The following is an 18515-nucleotide window of genomic DNA, read 5'->3' as shown; positions in this document are numbered from 1 at the left end:
GAAAAAGATGGAAGTAGGAGTAGCAAGGATTGATATCACACCGGAAAACCCGGTGCGTATTTCGGGATATGCGGCCAGAGATAAGGCCGAAACCGATAAAGTGTTGCATAGATTATCCGCGAAAGCACTCGCTTTCGGCAGCGACGAACAGAATCCATCGCTTTTTATTACCGTAGACTTATTGGGCATCCCCTGGCGTATAACACAGAGATTGATGAAGCGGCTTTCTGCAATAACAGGTATTAAGCCATCGCAAATTGTGATCGCTGCTTCACATACACATGGTGGCCCGGAAGTGGGTCCATTGTTCAATCATTTACAATGTCGAGGCGATTACCCAGCTCAATACAACTTCAGTGATTCACTGTTAGCGCTTGACCAATTGATACATATAGCAGAGTTCAACGAAGCGCTTAGTGAAAAACTAGAAGAAATGGCATTGGCGGCTCTGGAGAATAGGAAGCCTTCTTTGGTGTCTTGGGGTACAGGAGAAGTGTCTTTTGCTGTCAACCGGAGAACAGAAGGTGGTCCCGTAGACCGATCGATGCCTTTAATGCGCATAACAGATATAGATGGAACGCTTCGAGCGATTCTGATTAACTATGCTTGTCATGGTATTACCTTGGGACCAGAGGTCAATGAAATTCATGGGGACTGGATGGGTGAGGCACAAAAGGCTATTGAAGCTAGGTATCCTGGTGTAACCGCCTTGGTTTCTATCGGATGTGCAGGAGATGCACATCCAGTAAAACAAGGGAAACAGGAATATTTAAATGTCTATAGTGAAGAGATTGCTGTTCAAGTGGACAACTTATTGAATCGGGACTTGCGGCCGCTGGATTCTCCGCCCTTAGGCGCAATGGAATGGGTGCAGTTGCCTTTTGCCAAGATACCAACGGTCCGTGAACTTATTGCCTTGGCAACGGATACAACCATACATGGTTATTATGCCCGTCTTGCATTAGAGCGTATTCAACGGGGAGATGAATTACCTCAAGTGCTGAATTACCCTATACAGATTTGGAATTTCGGAGATCAATTGGTGATGATCAATATGGGCGGCGAGGTTGTGGTAGATTATGCCATTAGGCTAAAAAGAGAATTGGGTGCCGATCGACTTTGGATTAATGCGTATTCCAACGATGCATCATGCTATATCGCTTCTAAGCGCGTGATAAAAGAGGGGGGGTACGAAGTGGACGACAGTATGTATTGGTATGATAAACCATCCCGGTTGTCAGAGGAAGTGGAGGAAGTTATTGTAGAGGCTATACGTGAGCTGATTCTCGATAACTGATCTATTCAACCCGCACTTGGTAGGTTAGCTAACCTGGCACAATTCGACAGCTAGGTCAATTTTAACTAATAAACTAACTAAATACGAAAAATGATGAAAAGAGTTTTTACACGTTTCGACGTTTACTTTAAGCGTTGGTTATTGGAACTGTCTAATGTTCCGATAAAGTTAAACACGGGGATGAGCTTTAAATCTGGTTGCATTTTGCTCTTGACTTTTATTGTCTCTCAGCAGCAAGCAATCGCACAGCATGTCTTAAATGGAAAAGTCCAGAATGCAGGAAAAGAACCATTGATAGGTGCTACCATAATCGTCAAAGGGACAACAAGCGGAACGACAACCGATATTGACGGTAATTTTCTATTGGAGATTAGAAATCCGCAAGATACATTGCAGATTCGTTTTCAGGGATATCACACCTTGGAAGTTCTTGCCGGAAAGGAGTCGAAAAGAGTTTTTGAGTTAGAATTTGACGAAGAGCAATCTAGTTTAGATGAAGTAGTCGTGGTTGGGTTCGGAACGCAGAAGAAGTTGACCGTTACGGGATCGGTTGCCTCCATCTCTACCAGAGAGATTCAACAGGTTTCTACTCCTTCTTTGAGCAATGCTATCAGTGGACGGATGCCCGGAATTGTTTCCCGTCAATCTTCTGGAATGCCCGGAAGCGACGCCGCGCAAGTTTTTATCAGAGGCGTTGGTACTACAGGAAATAGAGACCCTTTAATCTTGGTCGATGGTATTGAAAGAAACATGAACGATATTAATGCACAGGAGGTGGAAAGCTTTACTATCCTGAAGGATGCATCTGCCACAGCGGTATTTGGGGTTCGGGGAGCAAATGGCGTGATCATGATCACTACGAAGAAAGGAACGGTAGGACGGCCTCGAATTACGCTTCGTTCTGAAACCGCGATGCTCTCCAATTTAAGAATGGCGGATTATATCGATGGGCATGAATATGCCAGTTTGATCAATGAAGGGTTGGCGAATGTTGGGAGGCCACTTCAATTCACGGAGGACGAATTGCGAAAATTTGCCGACGGTTCTGAACCCTATTTGTATCCTTCGGTCAATTGGCAGGATGTAGTGTTAAAAAAGCACACTTCGCAGCATATATCGAATTTGAGTGTATCAGGTGGTACCGACGTTATACGCTATTATACCAATGTAGGTTATACGCATCAGGATGGTGTTTATAAACAAGATAACTTAAATGATTTTAATACCAACGCCAATATGAAAAGGTATAACTTTAGATCGAATGTCGATATCAATTTGGCAAAAAATCTAAAGATAGATCTCAGTCTAGGTGGTATTATCCATCATCAAAATTACCCAGGGAATACGTCATTAGATCTTTTCACGGCGATTAAAAGGACATCTCCAATAGATTTTCCATTGATGAATCCCGATGGCAGTCTGGGCGGAGTTCCAAGTTATGTAGGCTATCATCCCTATGGTATTGCTACGCAATCCGGTTATATGACTTATTTTAGAAATACCTTGCAAGGCACCTTTGGTACGGCATGGGACTTGTCCGAGCTGATTACTCCTGGGTTGTCGGTTGGAGGACGTTTTGCCTACGATTATTACTCTTTTAACCAGGCCACGCGTCAAAAATATTTTGAAGTGCGGAGATACCAAGGGGTTGATGAGAATACCGGCGAAGAGAAATACCAGTTGTTACGAGAAGAACAACCAATGGGCTACCTTCCGTCGAATGTGGCGAACCGGGCAATTTATACGGAAGCTTCCGTAAACTATGACCGAGATTTTGACGGGCACCATGTTACTGGGATGCTATTGTATAACCAACGGGATTATGTCAACTTGATGGCAAGCAACTCGATAGGCAATTTGCCTGCCAGACGATTGGGGCTAGCGGCAAGGGTTAGCTATAGTTACCAAAATAAATATCTTTTGGAAACAAATATGGGATACAACGGTTCCGAAAACTTTCCGAAAGGAAAACGATTTGGTTTCTTTCCTTCTGTATCAGCAGGATGGGTTATATCCAATGAAGACTTTTGGAACCAAGACATCGTCAACAGCCTCAAGATAAGAGGTTCCTATGGTCAAGTCGGAAATGACCAGATCGGTGGGGATCGTTTTCTCTTTCTAACAAACGTAGCTCGTGTTAACAACGCGTATCGGTTTGGGGACCAGCAGCTCGGTTTCCCGGGATTTAGTGAATCAAAGATCGGTAATCCCGATGTAACCTGGGAAGTCTCGACAAAAACTAATTTAGGAGTGGACTTGGAGTTGCTGTCTGGGAAAATTAGTTTGCAACTCGATGGTTTTACGGAAAAGAGAGAAGGCATCTTGATGCAGCGGCGAACTATTCCCGCTATAGCTGGTATCCCTTCTTCTACCATACCTTACGCAAATCTGGGAAAGGTGGATAACAAAGGATTTGATGCGTTAATGGAATTTAAGCATACAACATCTTCAGGCTGGTACTATTCGTTTCGTGGAAATTTTACGTTTGCCCGTAACAAGATTGTAGAAAACGACGAGCCTATACCGTTGTATCCCTATCAAAATGCTCGCGGCCAAGCTATCCCTGTTTCGCAACCTGCTGGTTTGGTGGCACTCGGTCTCTTCCGGGATCAAGAAGAGATTGATAATAGTCCTGTGCAGACCTTTAGTTCTATCGTAAGGCCGGGGGATATAAAATATAAGGATATCAACGGTGACGGTGTAATCGATACTTACGACCGGATATTTATAGGTTATCCACGTTTGCCGGAAATCATGTTCGGTTTTGGGGGCACGATCGCCTACAAGGCGGTAGACGTTAGTGTGTATTTTACGGGAGCCACCCGCACTAGTATTTATCTATATGGAGCGGCCATGCAGCCGTTCATAAACGGATTGGGGGCTGATAACATTACCCGGGAATATTATGACAACAGATGGACACCCGATAATATGGATGCCCGATATCCGGCGGTACGTGATGCGAGTAGTCCCAACAATTTTCAGGAGTCTACCCTGTGGCAGCGGGATGCATCCTATCTACGCCTAAGAAATGTAGAGGTAGGATATAACTTTCAACCAAGAGTATTGGAAAGATTACGCATCAACGGGATACGGGCCTTTGTAAATGGTGTCAACCTGTTCACATGGGACAAGTTGAATTTTATAGATCCCGAGTCGGACAATGGAACAGGAGGTTATCCAATACAACGAATCTTGAACGCCGGTGTCCAGTTCACATTTTAAACACATTTAACCAGGTTTGTTATGAATAAAGCATTGTTTTTAACTGCAATAAGTTTCATTTTCTTTAGCAGTGGATGTCAGAAGGATTTTTTGGATAAAACCCCTGACGAAGATCTCACAATTGAAGATGTCTTTAGCCAACATCGATATGCAGAATCTTTTTTGACTTCGGTATACGCACAATTGCCTGATGAATCAAACATGAGTGATAACCCGGGAAGAAACCCATTTGTTGCGGCAACAGACGAAATGAATATTACGTGGGCTTACGCATTTTCCCATGCGATGGTTAGTGGTGCCTGGGGGCCCTCAAATATGCCGGTAAATATCTGGTCTTTTATGTACGAGGGTATTCGGAAAGCGAATATTTTTCTGGAAAATGTGGACAATGTCCCGTTAAGTCCACCCGTATTTACGGAGACCGTCAGAAATAGATGGATAGGTGAGGCTACTTTTTTACGGGCATTTTACCATTTTATGTTAATGCGTGTGCATGGGCCGGTACCTATAGCAGACCATTCTTTCCAATTGACTGATGACTTTCTGGAATTGAGACGGCGACCTCTTGAAGAGTGTGTAGCGTTCGTTGTCACGGAGAGTGAAAGGGCTGCCGAACTTCTTCCCATTCGGGTTGCCTCCAATAGTGAATACGGAAGAATTACACGGGCGGTAGCACTCGCCTTGAAAGCACGGGTATTACTATACGCCGCCAGTCCTTTATGGAATGGAAATCCCGATTACGCAAGGTTTACGGACCATGAAGGACTGCGCTTGTTTCCCACAGCCTATGATGCGGAAAAGTGGTACCGAGCCTATGTCGCTGCGAAAGATTGTATCGACCAAACAGAAACAGGAGGCTATGAGATCTTTCGATTAAATAATTCAGATCCAGCTAAAGCTTGTCAGGATTTGTTTTTACTTCCTTATAATAATGAGATATTCTTCGCAAGAAACATCGGTCCTAGTTTGCTATTTGAACGATCCTCAGGCCCCTTGAGTCACGGTGGGTTTTCGGCTTATGCTCCAACGCAGGAAATCGTAGATGCTTATGAAATGGCGAATGGGGAACGTCCTATTTTGGGATATAATGGGGATGATTCCCCGATTATCAACCCCGCATCAGGATATAGTGAATCCGGATATACGACCACTGCACACCCAAGTGGGCACTACCCGGCAGGGGTGCATAATATGTACGCAAACCGCGAACCTCGGTTTTATGCACACATACATTTTAGTGGCTCGATATGGAGAGACAGACAAATACAGTTTTGGAGAACTGGATTGGATGGCCGGGGAGCGGGAGGGCAGAACTATACCTCTACTGGATATCTGATCAAGAAATTTTCGGATCCAAACGTGGATGTTCCTGCAAATCGGACAGTACTCAAAACGTGGGTGCTCTTTCGATTGGGAGAACAATACTTAAATTATGCAGAAGCACTTAACGAGTTTGAAGGGCCTGTGGCAGATGTATATACCTATGTCAATCAGATCAGGAAACGAGCAGGGATGCCCCCTCTACCGGATGGACTTACGCAACAAGAAATGCGGGAGCGCATCCGGCACGAGAGACGTATTGAGCTCGCATTCGAGACACATCGCTATTTTGATGTTAGACGCTGGAAAATTGCAGAAACTGTAGATAACAAAGATGTGTTTGGGATGAATATTCAAGGAGGTACCTCCTTACAAGATAATGCATTCTATCAACGAACAAGAGTTGAGACCAGAATATTCACCGCTCCCAAACATTATTTGTGGCCGCTGTATCAATCTGAAATCGATAAAAATCATAATCTCGTCCAAAATCCTCAATGGTAATAACAGCTTGTGTGATGAAAAAAGAATTAAAAAGATATTTCAGGGGGCTAGTTGCCATACTGATAATTAGTGCCGTAAATGGTTGTAAAAGTGATTATATAGATGTCTTGGATAAAGAGAAATATACAAGCTTATATATTCCCCAAGCCAACAATGCACCCAAATTTGTCAATGTGTATGTACGGGAGGAAGACCAAACATTTGACCTCAGCGTCTATCTGGGTGGTGTGGATGATCCCAAGCAGGATGTCACGGTTACGCTGGATTTCTTCCCCGAATTAGTTGAAGCGTTTAATGCGGAAAGAGGAACCTCCTATTCCATCATGCCCGAGGGGAGCTATGAATTTGGAAGGGGTGAGGTCATCATCGCTGCGGGTCAACCACACTCCACAAAGGCTATTGTCACGGTGAAAACATCAGAATACCTAGAGGCATATACACCTTATCTTTTGCCTGTAGGTATCAAGGATGTGAGTGATGGTACAGCGGTAAATCAACAGTTGGGTGTTGCCTATTTTGTGGTCGCAGCATCTTTTGAACCTGGAAATGTACCGAGAGAGGAAATCTTAGATTTAGGAACTGTGGGCGCAACAATTGCCTTCCAGCATTTGGATAACTTGATGATAAGGGATGCTAACGGAACGATAAAGCGATTTGTTTATAACTCCGAAACGGAGCAGTTTAGTGATCCTATAACCATGGGTAGCGGATGGAATGTTATTGACTTCCTCGCTCCGTATGGATCGAATTATTTTATAAGTAGAATACCAAGTGAGGCCAATGGACGGTTATTTCGATATCCCGTGTCCGCAGAGGGTGTTATATCTACTGGTACTTCTATCAATACGGGTTGGAATATATTTGATAGGCTTGTTATCTATCGAGGTAATATTTTAGCCAGATTTCCAGATGGCCGTATGTTGAGGTACCCACTTGATTCGAATGGTAATCTAATCGGTACAAACTCGAGCCTTGGAGATGGTTGGAGTGCTTATAGTCAGATATTACCCTATAAAAACACGCTTTTATGTATAGAGCCATCAGGAGCCTTATGGGAAATTCCCATAACGGCTGACGGTGTAGTATCACCAAGACGCCAGTTAGGTAGCGGTTGGGATATGTATAAACTGATCGTACCATTTGGTGATGACCTGTTAGCTATAGCTAGCGATAATAAGGTATATCGATATCGATTTAATCCAAATGGATTTTGGCCACTTAAGGAGTAGCAATGTAAAGATTAAGCGTACAACAATACATAGATAAAAATTAGATAGAAGATGATAAAACTTAGGTTAATTATTTTGTTTAACGTACTTTTTTTGAGTACAGTCAGTTTTGCCCAAGCCCTACGGTCAGATAACGATGTTGAACCTTTTGTTGGTTCCTCATGCACATTGCATGAGGAACCCAATGTGGAATTAGCAAAATCATGGTGGCCTGACCAGCGTAATATATGGACACCGATCGGTTGGAAAGACCACTATTTCCGATTTAATGTGCTATATAACGGAAACGTCCTTGTGGAGCCTGCCCCACATTGGGCGCCAATGCGGAAACATTCCAAAAAATACCTAGGACAGGATTTTATGTTGTCCTTTTATCCTCTACCTTCGGGTACGCCTCCTCCTTTACCTAAAGAAGTCACTTCGTTATGGCGTATTGACGGAGGAAGAGGTATCCAAGGTTGGCGGAAAGATAAGGAAACACCGGTTCTATATACAGATTTTCCTTTACAAGAGGGAATCGTTGTTCGAAAGGAAATCTTTGCGAATGTAAAAGGTAGTAAGGATGTGGAAACGGGGATCGAGCCTTTGTACGCTTGGATAAGGCTCTCTGTTACTAACGTAGACACAAGCCGTTTTAAGGGGGTAATTCCGGTAGCGACACAATTGAGTCGCGTATATTATATTCATAGTCAGCGATATCTTCAGGAGGATGGGATTACAATCGATATAAATCCAAAGTTGGCGCCTTATCCTAAAGAGTTGTCTCTAGCGAACTTTACGGAAAACGGACAACAAGGCTACCGACTACTGGAGCCTGATGGCAAAGTGCGGTTGGTGATATTGCCTACAGAACAAAGCAGAAATATTACACTAAGTCCGATTGACTCGGGGATGTACAACTTAAGGATAGATTTGAATGCCAAAGTAGGGGATAAAGTGGATGTATTGGTACCCATGCTACCAGAAGAATTAACAGAGGTCAATACCCAACAAGCGCTCGGTTTTGACGGAGCATTGACAAATACGGAACCTTATTGGCAACATAGACCCAAGTCGGCGGCAAATATACACGTTCCGGAGGAGTACATAAATAGATGGCTCGCCCATAGTATTAAGTTTGCGGAGATTATAGCAGAGAAAGACTATGTGAATGGTGAGTATACTTTTCTATCGGGCTCTTGGGGTTATGATAACTTATGGAGTACGCCCACATCGATGACGAGTCACATGTTTCTAAGTTTATTAGGATATCATGAATCTGTAGGGAGACATTTGGAATTATTTCGGGAGAATCAGGGAACAGTAAAGCCGCCGGGAGCAGCCTATGAGTTACACCCTGGGTACTATAGCACACCAAAAACATTAACAGCGTTTGATTGGCTTACCGATCATGGTGCTATTTTACATCAGGCAAGCACACATGCGATGCTATCCAAGGATCCAGTATTTATAGCGAATTGGACAGAATCTATTGTGAAAGCCTGTGACTTTATAAAGGACATGAGCGCGAAAACGAATTTTGAAGGTATTAAAGGTCTACTGCCTCCAGCAGTAGCAACGGATGAACTTATGGAAGTCCAAGCGGTATGGAATGTCGCCTGGAATTACAAAGGTCTTCATTCCGCTGTTGAATTTCTTCAATCTATTAATCATCCGCGAGCAGCCGACCTGCTAGCTTTTAAGAAGAAATTTAAAGAAACTTTTATTACAGCGTATAGAAAATTGGCAGCAGAAGGACCGACATGGACAGATAGAGATGGTAACAAACGCCCTAAGCCGCCGACGAATTTGACGTTAGAACCCATGCCTTTTCATCGTTTTTCAGATGCTTTTTATTTAGATGGAGGGCCTATGGTATTGGTATGGGCGGGATTGATGGACGCGAATGACCCTATTATGCGCTCCGTGGTAGATTTTTTCCGTCATGGGCCTAACCGGGATTTCTATGGTACTCGATTCAATCCGCTTTCGCGCCCTTATCTAAACAGAGAAATATCTACTTGCGAACCTTGTTACAGCTGGAATGTTTTCCACTCTTGGCAACTGCACGATCGGAAACATTTTTTAGAAGGACTTTACAGTTTATTGGTTGGTGCTACATCGCAGCAAACGTATATTTCGTGTGAACACCGACATGGTATTCAAGGGACATTGTTTGCTACTCCTCTAGCCTTTAATTTGATGCGTTTGGCGATGATTGATGACGAAATCGAAGAGAACGCCATTCATCTGCTCCGGATTTGTCCTGATGCATGGATTTCATCAAAAGAGGAAACCGTTTTTGAGAATATGCCAACAAAGTACGGTGTAGCTGATTTGAGAGTTAACAAGTCCGAAGACGGAAAAACACTGTTCGTGACAATTAATGGAAAGTGGACAAAGAAACCAGAAAAGTTGAAGGTACACGTTCCTTTAAAAGGAGTAACGCGTGTCGTGATCAATGGTAAGCGCTATAAGCCAGCGGATATCATTGATATTTGATGAAAAAGTAATTATGAAAAGCATTGGTTATACGTTATTGTGTTTGCTAGGGGTTTCTTTGTTATCTCATTGTTCGGGCGATAAAGGAAAAGGTGACGTCGGGTTGGTTCCGAATATCAGGAATGTAAATCCACGTGCCGCAGCCGTAGGAGATCGAATACTCATTGTAGGGTCAAATTTCGGAGACGAACGTGGGATTGTCACCGTAGCTTTTGATAATCGGGAAGCGGAAATCTTATCTTTGGAAAATGGCAAGATACAGGCGGTGGTCCCTCCCAGTGATGTGGTGTCGTCTTCCCTGACAGTGACTGTAGCAGATAGATCTTCTAATGTTTTTCCATTTACGTATGTTTATCCAACACCCGAGATCGAATCACTTTCTGAAATTTTAGCAGCGGAAGGAACAGAAATCAGCATTACGGGAACAGGTTTCGGAAATAGGAAAGAAGATGTAACGATCACCTTTGGTGAGAAGCCTGCTAACATTGTTTCGGTATCCGAACATTCGATAAAGGTAATTGTTCCGGATTTTGCCGGAAAAAGAACAGTAGAAGTTGTGGTGAAGGTGAAACAAAAGCCTTCGAACAAAATCGATTTTTCTTATTTGGTGGTCTCGTATCGCAATCCGGTATCAACCTGGAGCCTGCCTGATCCCACATTGATCAAAGCTGCTGACGGGCGATTTTATCTATATGCTACGGAGGATACACGTAATATGCCCATTATGACCTCACAAAACCTAATAGATTGGACGTTTCACGGTACAGCCTTTACAGATGCAAACAGACCTACTTTTGAACCTGATGGGGGGCTTTGGGCACCTGATATCAACTACATCAACGGTCGGTATGTCATGTATTATTCGATGTCGGTATGGGGCGGAGAATGGACATGCGGTATTGGTGTTGCCGTGGCTGACAGCCCGACAGGACCCTTTACTGACCGGGGGAAATTGTTTCGGAGTAATGAAATAAATGTCCAAAATTCTATTGATCCAGCTTTCATTGAAGACGATGGGAAAAAATATCTTTTTTGGGGCAGTTTCAGAGGGATATACAAGATAGAAATGAGTGACGATGGTCTATCGGTAAAAACTGGCGTTGCCAAACAGCAGGTTGCGGGAACTGCTTTTGAGGGCGTGTACATCCATAAGCGTGCTGGATATTATTATATGTTTGCTTCAATCGGTTCTTGCTGCAACGGATTAAACAGTACTTACCAACTAGTTGTGGGACGTTCTACCAACTTGTCCGGGCCTTATGTTAACAAAAGTGGTACAAATATGATGTCCAATGGTTATACATTGCTGGTTAGTAAAAATGCCTCCTTTGTAGGCAATGGGCACTGCTCTCAAATTGTTCAAGATAAAGAAGGTAACGATTGGATTTTTTACCACGGGTTTCGAACAGATAATCCGACAGGTCGTGTGCTACTGTTAGATCAGCTGCATTGGGACGAATATGACTGGCCATATATTGGTAATAGCACACCTTCCATAACCGCTGCTGCTCCCGTTTTTGACTGATTTATTATTTAAAACTTCACGTACAATAAGATGGCTAATAAAAATTTACTTCCAAACTCCCGACGAAATTTTCTACGCAATGCGATAGGTACGATAACGGCATCGGCACTTGTGCCGGGTTACACCTTCGCAAGTGTGAAGGAAATTAGAAGCACAGAAGAGAAGTTCAACTGTGATATATCTGATGCAGAACCTAATGCGACATTGGCGAAACTTTGGTGGCCGGAGCAAAGGAATGTCTGGACGCCTATTGGATGGAAAAACCATTATTTTCGGTTTAATGTTTTGTATAATGGTGATGTGATTACCGACCCAAATGGAAGCTGGCTTTCTCCACGTAAAAACGCGAGACCGTTTGTGGGGAAAGATTTTTTGCTCTCTGTTCGTCCTAGCAAAACCGGTATGCCCGCACCGATTCCCAAAGAACGTATTTCTGTTTGGAAGCTGGACGGAGGCGTCGGTATTCAAGGGTGGAACGAACAGCATGAAACACCGATTCTCTACACCGATTATCCGTTACAGGAGGGTGTTATAATCCGACAAGAAATATTTTCTCACGTCAAGGGCGGAGGAGAGGCAGAGAATAGTACGGATCCATTATTTGCGTGGATACGCATATCGATTACCTACGTTGATGAACATCGATATCCCGATAGTTTTCCGATATGCATACAATTGAGTAAAAATTACTACGATCACCATGATCATTTTGAGCACGCTGTCGCAGTGGATATAAATCCTGCAGGGGTTGCATATCCTCAGGCACTAACCTCCTCTGCGTACAAAAATAAAGATAAATCAGGTATACAGGTTACAGAGCCTGATGGAAAGGTACGATTAATGGTCGTGAGTCCGTCATCTCATCAATTTATGTTTTCCGACGTTCAGCGTGGCGTGTATATGGTAAAGACCGATTTACGAGCGGACGTTGGAGACTATATTGACGTCCTACTGCCCATGCTTACCGTTTCGCCTGAGGAAGCAGATCGAGAATTATCGTTCGGATACGACGCTGCTTTAGCCGAAAGCGATAGATTCTGGTCGTATCGACCAAAGACGGCGGCAACTGTTCATGTTCCCGAGAAGCATATTAATAACGTAATCAAGCAAAGCTTGAAGTTTGCCGAAATCATCGCCGAAAAAGATTATAAAACGCAAGAGTATACGACACTTTCTGGTTCGTGGGGATATGATAATTTATGGACTACGCCGACATCGATGGTATCCCACATGTTTTTAGATTTGCTAGGTTACCACGATGCAGTTGCTCGGTATTTAGAATTATTTAGAAAGAACCAAGGAACGGTAAAACCTCCAGGACCTGCTTACGATTTGCATCTCGGATATTATAGTACACCAAAGAACCTTACCGCCATTGATTGGCTGACTGATCATGGTGCGGTACTACACCAGGTTTGCACACATGCACTATTAACGGCCGATCAGACATTTATAGACCAATGGATCGAATCGGTTATTAAAGCTTGTGCATTCATCAAAGATATGTGTGCAAAGACAGGCCACGGTGGCGTTGAAGGACTCTTACCTCCTGCAGTGGCAACGGACGAAGAAATCCCAATGCAGGCATTGTGGAATCTCGTCTGGAATTATAAGGGGCTGACCACTGCCGTACGCTTGTTGGAAAAGATAACTCATACACGAGCAAAAGAATTTTCGGATTTTGCTGCCGGATTCAAAGTCTTGTTTTTAAAAACATATACCAAATTAGCTAAAGAAGGACAATATTGGACTGATATTGACGGTAAAAAACGATATAAACCACCGACAGTCATGTCGAACGAACCACAGCCGCACCATATTTTCTCTGACGCTTTCTATTTGGATACAGGCCCTATGGCATTGGTATGGGCTGGATTAATGGATGCTGACGATCCGATTATGCGAGATACGGTCGAATTTTTTAGAAACGGACCGAACGAACGATTCACGGGCATGATTCCTCACGCATTATGGCGACCATACCTTGTTCATGAAATGTCTACGTGCGAACCTTGCTATAGTTGGAATATAATCCATTCCTGGCAACTAAACGACAGACACCATTTTTTGGAAGGTATGTATAGCCTATACATGGGCGCGCTTTCCCAAAACACTTATATTTCTTGTGAACATAGGCATGGAATTCAGGGGAATTTGTTCGCTACGCCGTTAGCTTTTTATCTATCCCGTTTGGCAGTTATTGATGATCAACTCGATCCAGATATATTGCACATCATGAGGATGTGTCCGCTAGCTTGGATCTCTTCGGAAAAGGAAACAGTTTTTGACAGTATGCCTACGGAATATGGTCCGGTAAATTTACGGTTTATCTTGTCTACTGACGGCAAAACTTTGGATATAAAGTTTAAAGGCAATTGGCGAGAAAAGCCGGATAAAATACGCCTTCATGCACCTCCACTTCCTGGCTTAACGAGTATCGTAGTGAATGGAAAAAAGTATAAAGCTAAAAAAAATATTATTCTCTAACCTAAGATAAATAAGCGAATGAAAGAAAATATACATCTATCGAATTCCAGAAGGGAGTTTTTGCGTAATGCACTAGGTGCTGCTACAGCATCGGTATTGATACCCGGTTATTCGCTAGCGAACGAAACCGAAAGACAGGACACAAATTTAGGAACCACATCCTCTTGTGACGTATCGGAAATCGAGCCCGATGTAGAACTGGCAAAGTTCTGGTGGCCGGATCAACGAAATGTCTGGACGCCCATTGGATGGAAAGATCATTTTTTTCGTTTTAATGTTTTATATAACGGAACTATTTTGTCTGAACCGTTTTCCGATCTTAGTTCAAGAAAACATGCTGTCAAATTCAAAGGGGACAACTTTTTGGTTCGTTTTACACCTTGGCCGGATATAAATGTACCTGCATTGCCTACTACGCAGGTTCCTCAATGGACACTTGATGGCGGACATGGTGTCCAAGGATGGAAAGAGGGTATGGAAACGCCAGTGTTATGGACAGATTTTCAATTGCAGGAAGGAATGGTTATCAGACAGGAGGTGTTTGGTCACCTGTTGGGAGGTGGTGATGTTAAAGACGGGTTGGAACCCGTGTTCGCTTGGATTCGTCTTACGGTAACGCATGTTGATCCGATTCGCTCAGTCGAAACATTTCCAATGATCTTACAACTGAGTGCGAACTACCATGAATTGATAGGAAGATTCACGCATGAAAACGGCGTAACAGTAGACGTCTTGCCGCATCGTGTTGCATATCCAAAACAGTTATCTGCAATCTTATATGAGAAAGCAAATCAAATTGGATTACGAGTCGTTGAACCAGACGGGAAGATACGCTTTTCGGTGTTGCCAACCTCAAGAGATCGGGTCTCTTTTTTTTCGAACAATGACGGTACATGTGGTATAAAGGTAGATTTTCAGGCTAAAATTGGAGATTATGCAGATTTTTTAATGCCGATGTTTCCAACTGCTGCTTCAGAAACAAGTAAGGAAGAAGAATTAGGATTCAACGGGGCGCTGGTGCAGAGTAACGCTTACTGGAAGAACGATTTATTGCCTGAAAATAGGTTTCGGGTTCCAGAAGATTATATAACAGAAGCGATTTATCGCAATGTCAAGTATGTTCCTGTCTTAACGTCGGTCGATTACAAAACCAAAGAGTATTCTTTTTTATCCGGATCTTGGGGTTACGATCAGCTTTGGCCTACGCCTACATCCATGAACAGCCACATGTTTTTAAGCCTGCTAGGAGAACATAAAACGGTGGAGAAATATACTCGGATATATAAGATTCATCAAGGGACAATTAAACCGCCCGGAGGATCGTATGATTTACATTCGGGATACTATGCTTCTCCCAACTACCTAACATCGATTGATTGGCTAGCTGACCACGGAGCTGTTTTGCTTCAAGTATCCACACATGCTCTGCTGTCTGGCGACCAAATATTTATCAATGAATGGACGGATTCCATCATTAAAGCCTGTGATTTTATAAAGGACGCGTGTGCTAAGAAAGCTCCAGATAGTGTTGAGGGCTTAATGCCACCTGCGGTAGCAACGGATGATATGATTCCGACACAATCTATCTGGAGTCTGGCTTGGAATTATAAGGGGTTGACTAAGGCTATACAGATGCTGAAAAAAATAAAGCACTCCAGAGCGGATGAATTCGATGTTTTTGCCAAACAGTATAAAGCTACCTTTGTCCGCGCCTTTCGAGAAGCATCAGCAGAAGCCCGGAAATGGAAGGATAGAGAGGGCAATGAATATCCCGTACCTGTTACCAGCCTCTCTAAAGTACCGCCGCCGCGGCATGTGTACGATGACGCTTTTGCGTTAGATGTGGGGCCATTAGTTTTAGTTTGGGCAGGTTTGTTTGATGCTGATGATCCGTTAATGGTCGCAGCAACTAAATTTTTTAGAGAAGGGCCAAATTGGTCTTTAAAAGGGCCAAGATATAACGCCGTTTCAAGGGCCGTTCTAGAACATGAAATGTCAAGCTGTGAACCATGTTATAGCTGGAATGTAATGCATTCCTGGCAACTTTCCGACAGAAAAAGATATCTAGAGGGTATGTATAGTCTATTTGTGGGATCGCTTTCGCAGCAAACATACACATCCTGTGAGCATCGTACAGGTATGCAAGGAACACTTTTTTCGACACCACTTGCTTTTTGGATGGCTCGGATGGCTTTAATAGACGATGAAATAAAAGAAAATGAGCTTCACCTGCTGCGGTTTTGTCCATTAGCGTGGATATCTTCCAGTAAAGAAACTGTCCTTAAGGGAATGCCAACGTTATATGGGCCGGTAGATTTGATATTTAAGGGGGATGAAAAAAGCCAACAGGTCTACATCACTTTTAAGGGCGATTGGAGAGAGGGGCCTCAGAAGGTTGTGTTACATATACCTCCTGTTAGGGGATTGAGAAGTATCGTGGTAAACGGAAAGAAATATGGAATCAAAAAACCAATTGAGTTAAACTAATGACTGCTTTAACTAACTTATTTAAAAACTTAAAAAAAGGAATATGAAAAAACTAACGATTTTGGCAATATTGGTTCTGTTGACAACCTGGGGTTGCCGGACAGATAATGACGGTATTCAGACTTTAACAGACATTATCGTCACTCCGCAAGAAATAACGATCCATTCGGGAGCGTCAAGGCAATTGATAGCACAGACATTTCCTGTAAATAATCAAGGTGTTGAGTTTTCTTGGCTCTCCGAAAATCCTGACGTCGCTTCTGTATCTTCTGCGGGTGTTTTGAATGCAAAACAAGCCGGGAGTACCCATATTGTGGTTCGGGGAGCAAATCTTGAAAAAAAGATACCTGTAACGGTCAACCATCATTTAGTCATCTCCATTGGATCAGCTAAATATGAGATCGATACGCTTGGTTATGAAGAGCTCGGTCAGGGGATAAAGTGGTTAAAGTTTAGTATTCCTGAATTTGTGAATGGGCTTGGGACATTAGGAAAAGGGCTGGTCGTAAATTCGCTTGAAGTGGATTTGTCGAATACAGATAACAAGATCGAAGTATGGTCTGCACCACCTTCTGGACAAATAAACAGGGAGCGTCCGCTAGCAGCATTCAATCGTAAGAAAGAGGAATATGATGCGCAGGGGCGTAAACCTGTGGCGGCGATAAACGGAGATTTCTATTTACTTGCAGCAGATAATAATACGGGTTATTCTTACATTAATAGTCGTCCACTTGGACTGGAAGTGACCAATGGGATGCTTATACAAACACCTTTTTCCAGACCTAATGCGCTTATTGTAGGAGACGATGGCGCGCCGCACTATGGCGAAATATCCTTTTCGGGAAGCGTGGAAGCAGGAGATCAAAACTATACATTAAAAGAAGTGAACGGGTTCGCCGAAGCTGGTGAGCTTACTCTTTTTAACAATATGGCTAATGCCTATGTTACGAATTCAGCTTTTGCCTGGTCGCCCTATACAAGTACGATGGTATCTCTTTCGCAGCCTGAAAATGGTTGGCGTGTAAATGATCGAATAGAATTTACGGTGCAGGGAATTGAACATAACATAGATGGAGGAAGAGACTTTAATAATGGCGAAGGTGCTGTTCTTGTAGGCAATGAGTCGTTTTCGAGTATCAACTCATATACCTTTCTTAGTAACCTAAGCATTGGAGATAAAGTTGGTGTGGTCATGAATGTGAATGTAGGGGGTAGTATATTAACGGATAAAAATATAAACGCTATCGGATATGAGAGTGTCATGTTAGAAAACGGCACCACTACAAACACTTGGAACGAGGCCCATCCGCGTACCGGCATAGGGTTTTCACGTGATGGAAGTAAATATTATCTTGTAGTAATTGATGGTCGCCAAATAGACTTTTCTGTAGGTGCAACTACGGGAGAAGTGGGGGATATATTAAAATCCTTAGGTGCATTTACCGGGATGAATCTTGATGGTGGTGGATCTTCAAGCATAACGATTAACGGTCAGGTTAAAAACACCCCATCAGATGGTTCTGAGCGCGCGGTGGCGAATGGAATTATGATAACGACTAAAAAATAAATATGAAAAAAATAAATCACCCCGAAAGGGACGAAAATTTTATAACCGGAATTTTTTCGGATGGCATTATCGCAAACGGGTTTCTATTTGTCAGTGGGCAGGCTTCTGTAGATTTTAAAACATCTCAATTTGTGTTGGGGTCTATCGAAGAAGAGACGGAGCGCACATTAGAAAACATAAAAGCCATCGTAGAGGCTGCCGGAGCGACAATGAACGATGTCGTTAAATGTACAGCCCATTTAAGTGACTGGAAAGACTTTGATAGATATAATCAAGTATACGAGCGCTATTTCCCAGATGTAAAACCTGCCCGGACAACGGTACAGTCCGTACTGGGAAAAGATATCAAAGTAGAAATTGATTGTATTGTTTGCATGCCCTCGGGGTAATACT

Annotated in this window: 10 protein-coding genes; all 10 read left to right on the top strand. The window is 43.1% G+C overall.

Annotated features, from left to right (window positions below):
- Nucleotides 1-7 precede the first annotated feature (7 nt).
- The 10 genes from H8B21_RS04815 to H8B21_RS04770 all read left to right on the top strand — a co-directional run bounded on the left by H8B21_RS04815 (nucleotide 8) and on the right by H8B21_RS04770 (nucleotide 18511).
- Nucleotides 8-1297 carry a hypothetical protein gene (locus H8B21_RS04815; RefSeq protein WP_190312625.1) on the top strand — a complete coding sequence of 430 codons (1290 nt, stop codon included), beginning with the start codon at nucleotides 8-10 and terminating at the stop codon, nucleotides 1295-1297.
- Nucleotides 1298-1387: 90 nt separating this feature from the next.
- A complete protein-coding gene (locus H8B21_RS04810) occupies nucleotides 1388-4522 on the top strand; it encodes a SusC/RagA family TonB-linked outer membrane protein (RefSeq protein ID WP_223814834.1) in 3135 nt (1044 codons plus the stop codon).
- 21 nt (nucleotides 4523-4543) lie between these two features.
- Nucleotides 4544-6346 (top strand): RagB/SusD family nutrient uptake outer membrane protein, encoded by a 1803-nt coding sequence (locus H8B21_RS04805; RefSeq protein ID WP_190312624.1) that lies wholly within the window; start codon nucleotides 4544-4546, stop codon nucleotides 6344-6346.
- 14 nt (nucleotides 6347-6360) lie between these two features.
- A complete protein-coding gene (locus H8B21_RS04800) occupies nucleotides 6361-7575 on the top strand; it encodes a BT_3987 domain-containing protein (RefSeq protein ID WP_190312623.1) in 1215 nt (404 codons plus the stop codon).
- A gap of 51 nt (nucleotides 7576-7626) precedes the next feature.
- Complete coding sequence (locus H8B21_RS04795) at nucleotides 7627-10056, top strand: hypothetical protein (protein WP_190312622.1); 2430 nt, start codon at nucleotides 7627-7629, stop codon at nucleotides 10054-10056.
- Between the two features lie 13 nt (nucleotides 10057-10069).
- Complete coding sequence (locus H8B21_RS04790) at nucleotides 10070-11581, top strand: family 43 glycosylhydrolase (RefSeq protein ID WP_190312621.1); 1512 nt, start codon at nucleotides 10070-10072, stop codon at nucleotides 11579-11581.
- A gap of 30 nt (nucleotides 11582-11611) precedes the next feature.
- Nucleotides 11612-14068 (top strand): hypothetical protein, encoded by a 2457-nt coding sequence (locus H8B21_RS04785; protein ID WP_190312620.1) that lies wholly within the window; start codon nucleotides 11612-11614, stop codon nucleotides 14066-14068.
- Nucleotides 14069-14086: 18 nt separating this feature from the next.
- The gene (locus H8B21_RS04780) at nucleotides 14087-16555 is read left to right on the top strand and encodes a hypothetical protein (RefSeq protein WP_190312619.1); all 2469 of its coding nucleotides are present in this window, start codon (nucleotides 14087-14089) and stop codon (nucleotides 16553-16555) included.
- A gap of 43 nt (nucleotides 16556-16598) precedes the next feature.
- Complete coding sequence (locus H8B21_RS04775) at nucleotides 16599-18122, top strand: phosphodiester glycosidase family protein (RefSeq protein WP_190312618.1); 1524 nt, start codon at nucleotides 16599-16601, stop codon at nucleotides 18120-18122.
- A 2-nt stretch (nucleotides 18123-18124) separates the two neighbouring features.
- The gene (locus H8B21_RS04770) at nucleotides 18125-18511 is read left to right on the top strand and encodes a RidA family protein (protein ID WP_190312617.1); all 387 of its coding nucleotides are present in this window, start codon (nucleotides 18125-18127) and stop codon (nucleotides 18509-18511) included.
- Nucleotides 18512-18515: the final 4 nt, after the last annotated feature.

This window comes from Sphingobacterium chuzhouense (assembly GCF_014692525.1).
Taxonomy (GTDB): Bacteria; Bacteroidota; Bacteroidia; order Sphingobacteriales; family Sphingobacteriaceae; genus Sphingobacterium; species Sphingobacterium chuzhouense.
The sequence above is the reverse complement of the archived record's forward strand: the minus strand, read 5'-3'. Positions and strand labels throughout refer to the sequence as shown.

Excerpts from the sequence above, each read along its gene's own strand:
- H8B21_RS04790 (WP_190312621.1), top strand. The coding sequence starts at position 10,070 with ATGAAAAGCATTGGTTATACGTTATTGTGTTTGCTAGGGGTTTCTTTG.
- H8B21_RS04810 (WP_223814834.1), top strand. The coding sequence starts at position 1,388 with ATGATGAAAAGAGTTTTTACACGTTTCGACGTTTACTTTAAGCGTTGG.
- H8B21_RS04805 (WP_190312624.1), top strand. The coding sequence starts at position 4,544 with ATGAATAAAGCATTGTTTTTAACTGCAATAAGTTTCATTTTCTTTAGC.
- H8B21_RS04780 (WP_190312619.1), top strand. The coding sequence starts at position 14,087 with ATGAAAGAAAATATACATCTATCGAATTCCAGAAGGGAGTTTTTGCGT.
- H8B21_RS04795 (WP_190312622.1), top strand. The coding sequence starts at position 7,627 with ATGATAAAACTTAGGTTAATTATTTTGTTTAACGTACTTTTTTTGAGT.
- H8B21_RS04775 (WP_190312618.1), top strand. The coding sequence starts at position 16,599 with ATGAAAAAACTAACGATTTTGGCAATATTGGTTCTGTTGACAACCTGG.
- H8B21_RS04785 (WP_190312620.1), top strand. The coding sequence starts at position 11,612 with ATGGCTAATAAAAATTTACTTCCAAACTCCCGACGAAATTTTCTACGC.
- H8B21_RS04800 (WP_190312623.1), top strand. The coding sequence starts at position 6,361 with ATGAAAAAAGAATTAAAAAGATATTTCAGGGGGCTAGTTGCCATACTG.
- H8B21_RS04815 (WP_190312625.1), top strand. The coding sequence starts at position 8 with ATGGAAGTAGGAGTAGCAAGGATTGATATCACACCGGAAAACCCGGTG.
- H8B21_RS04770 (WP_190312617.1), top strand. The coding sequence starts at position 18,125 with ATGAAAAAAATAAATCACCCCGAAAGGGACGAAAATTTTATAACCGGA.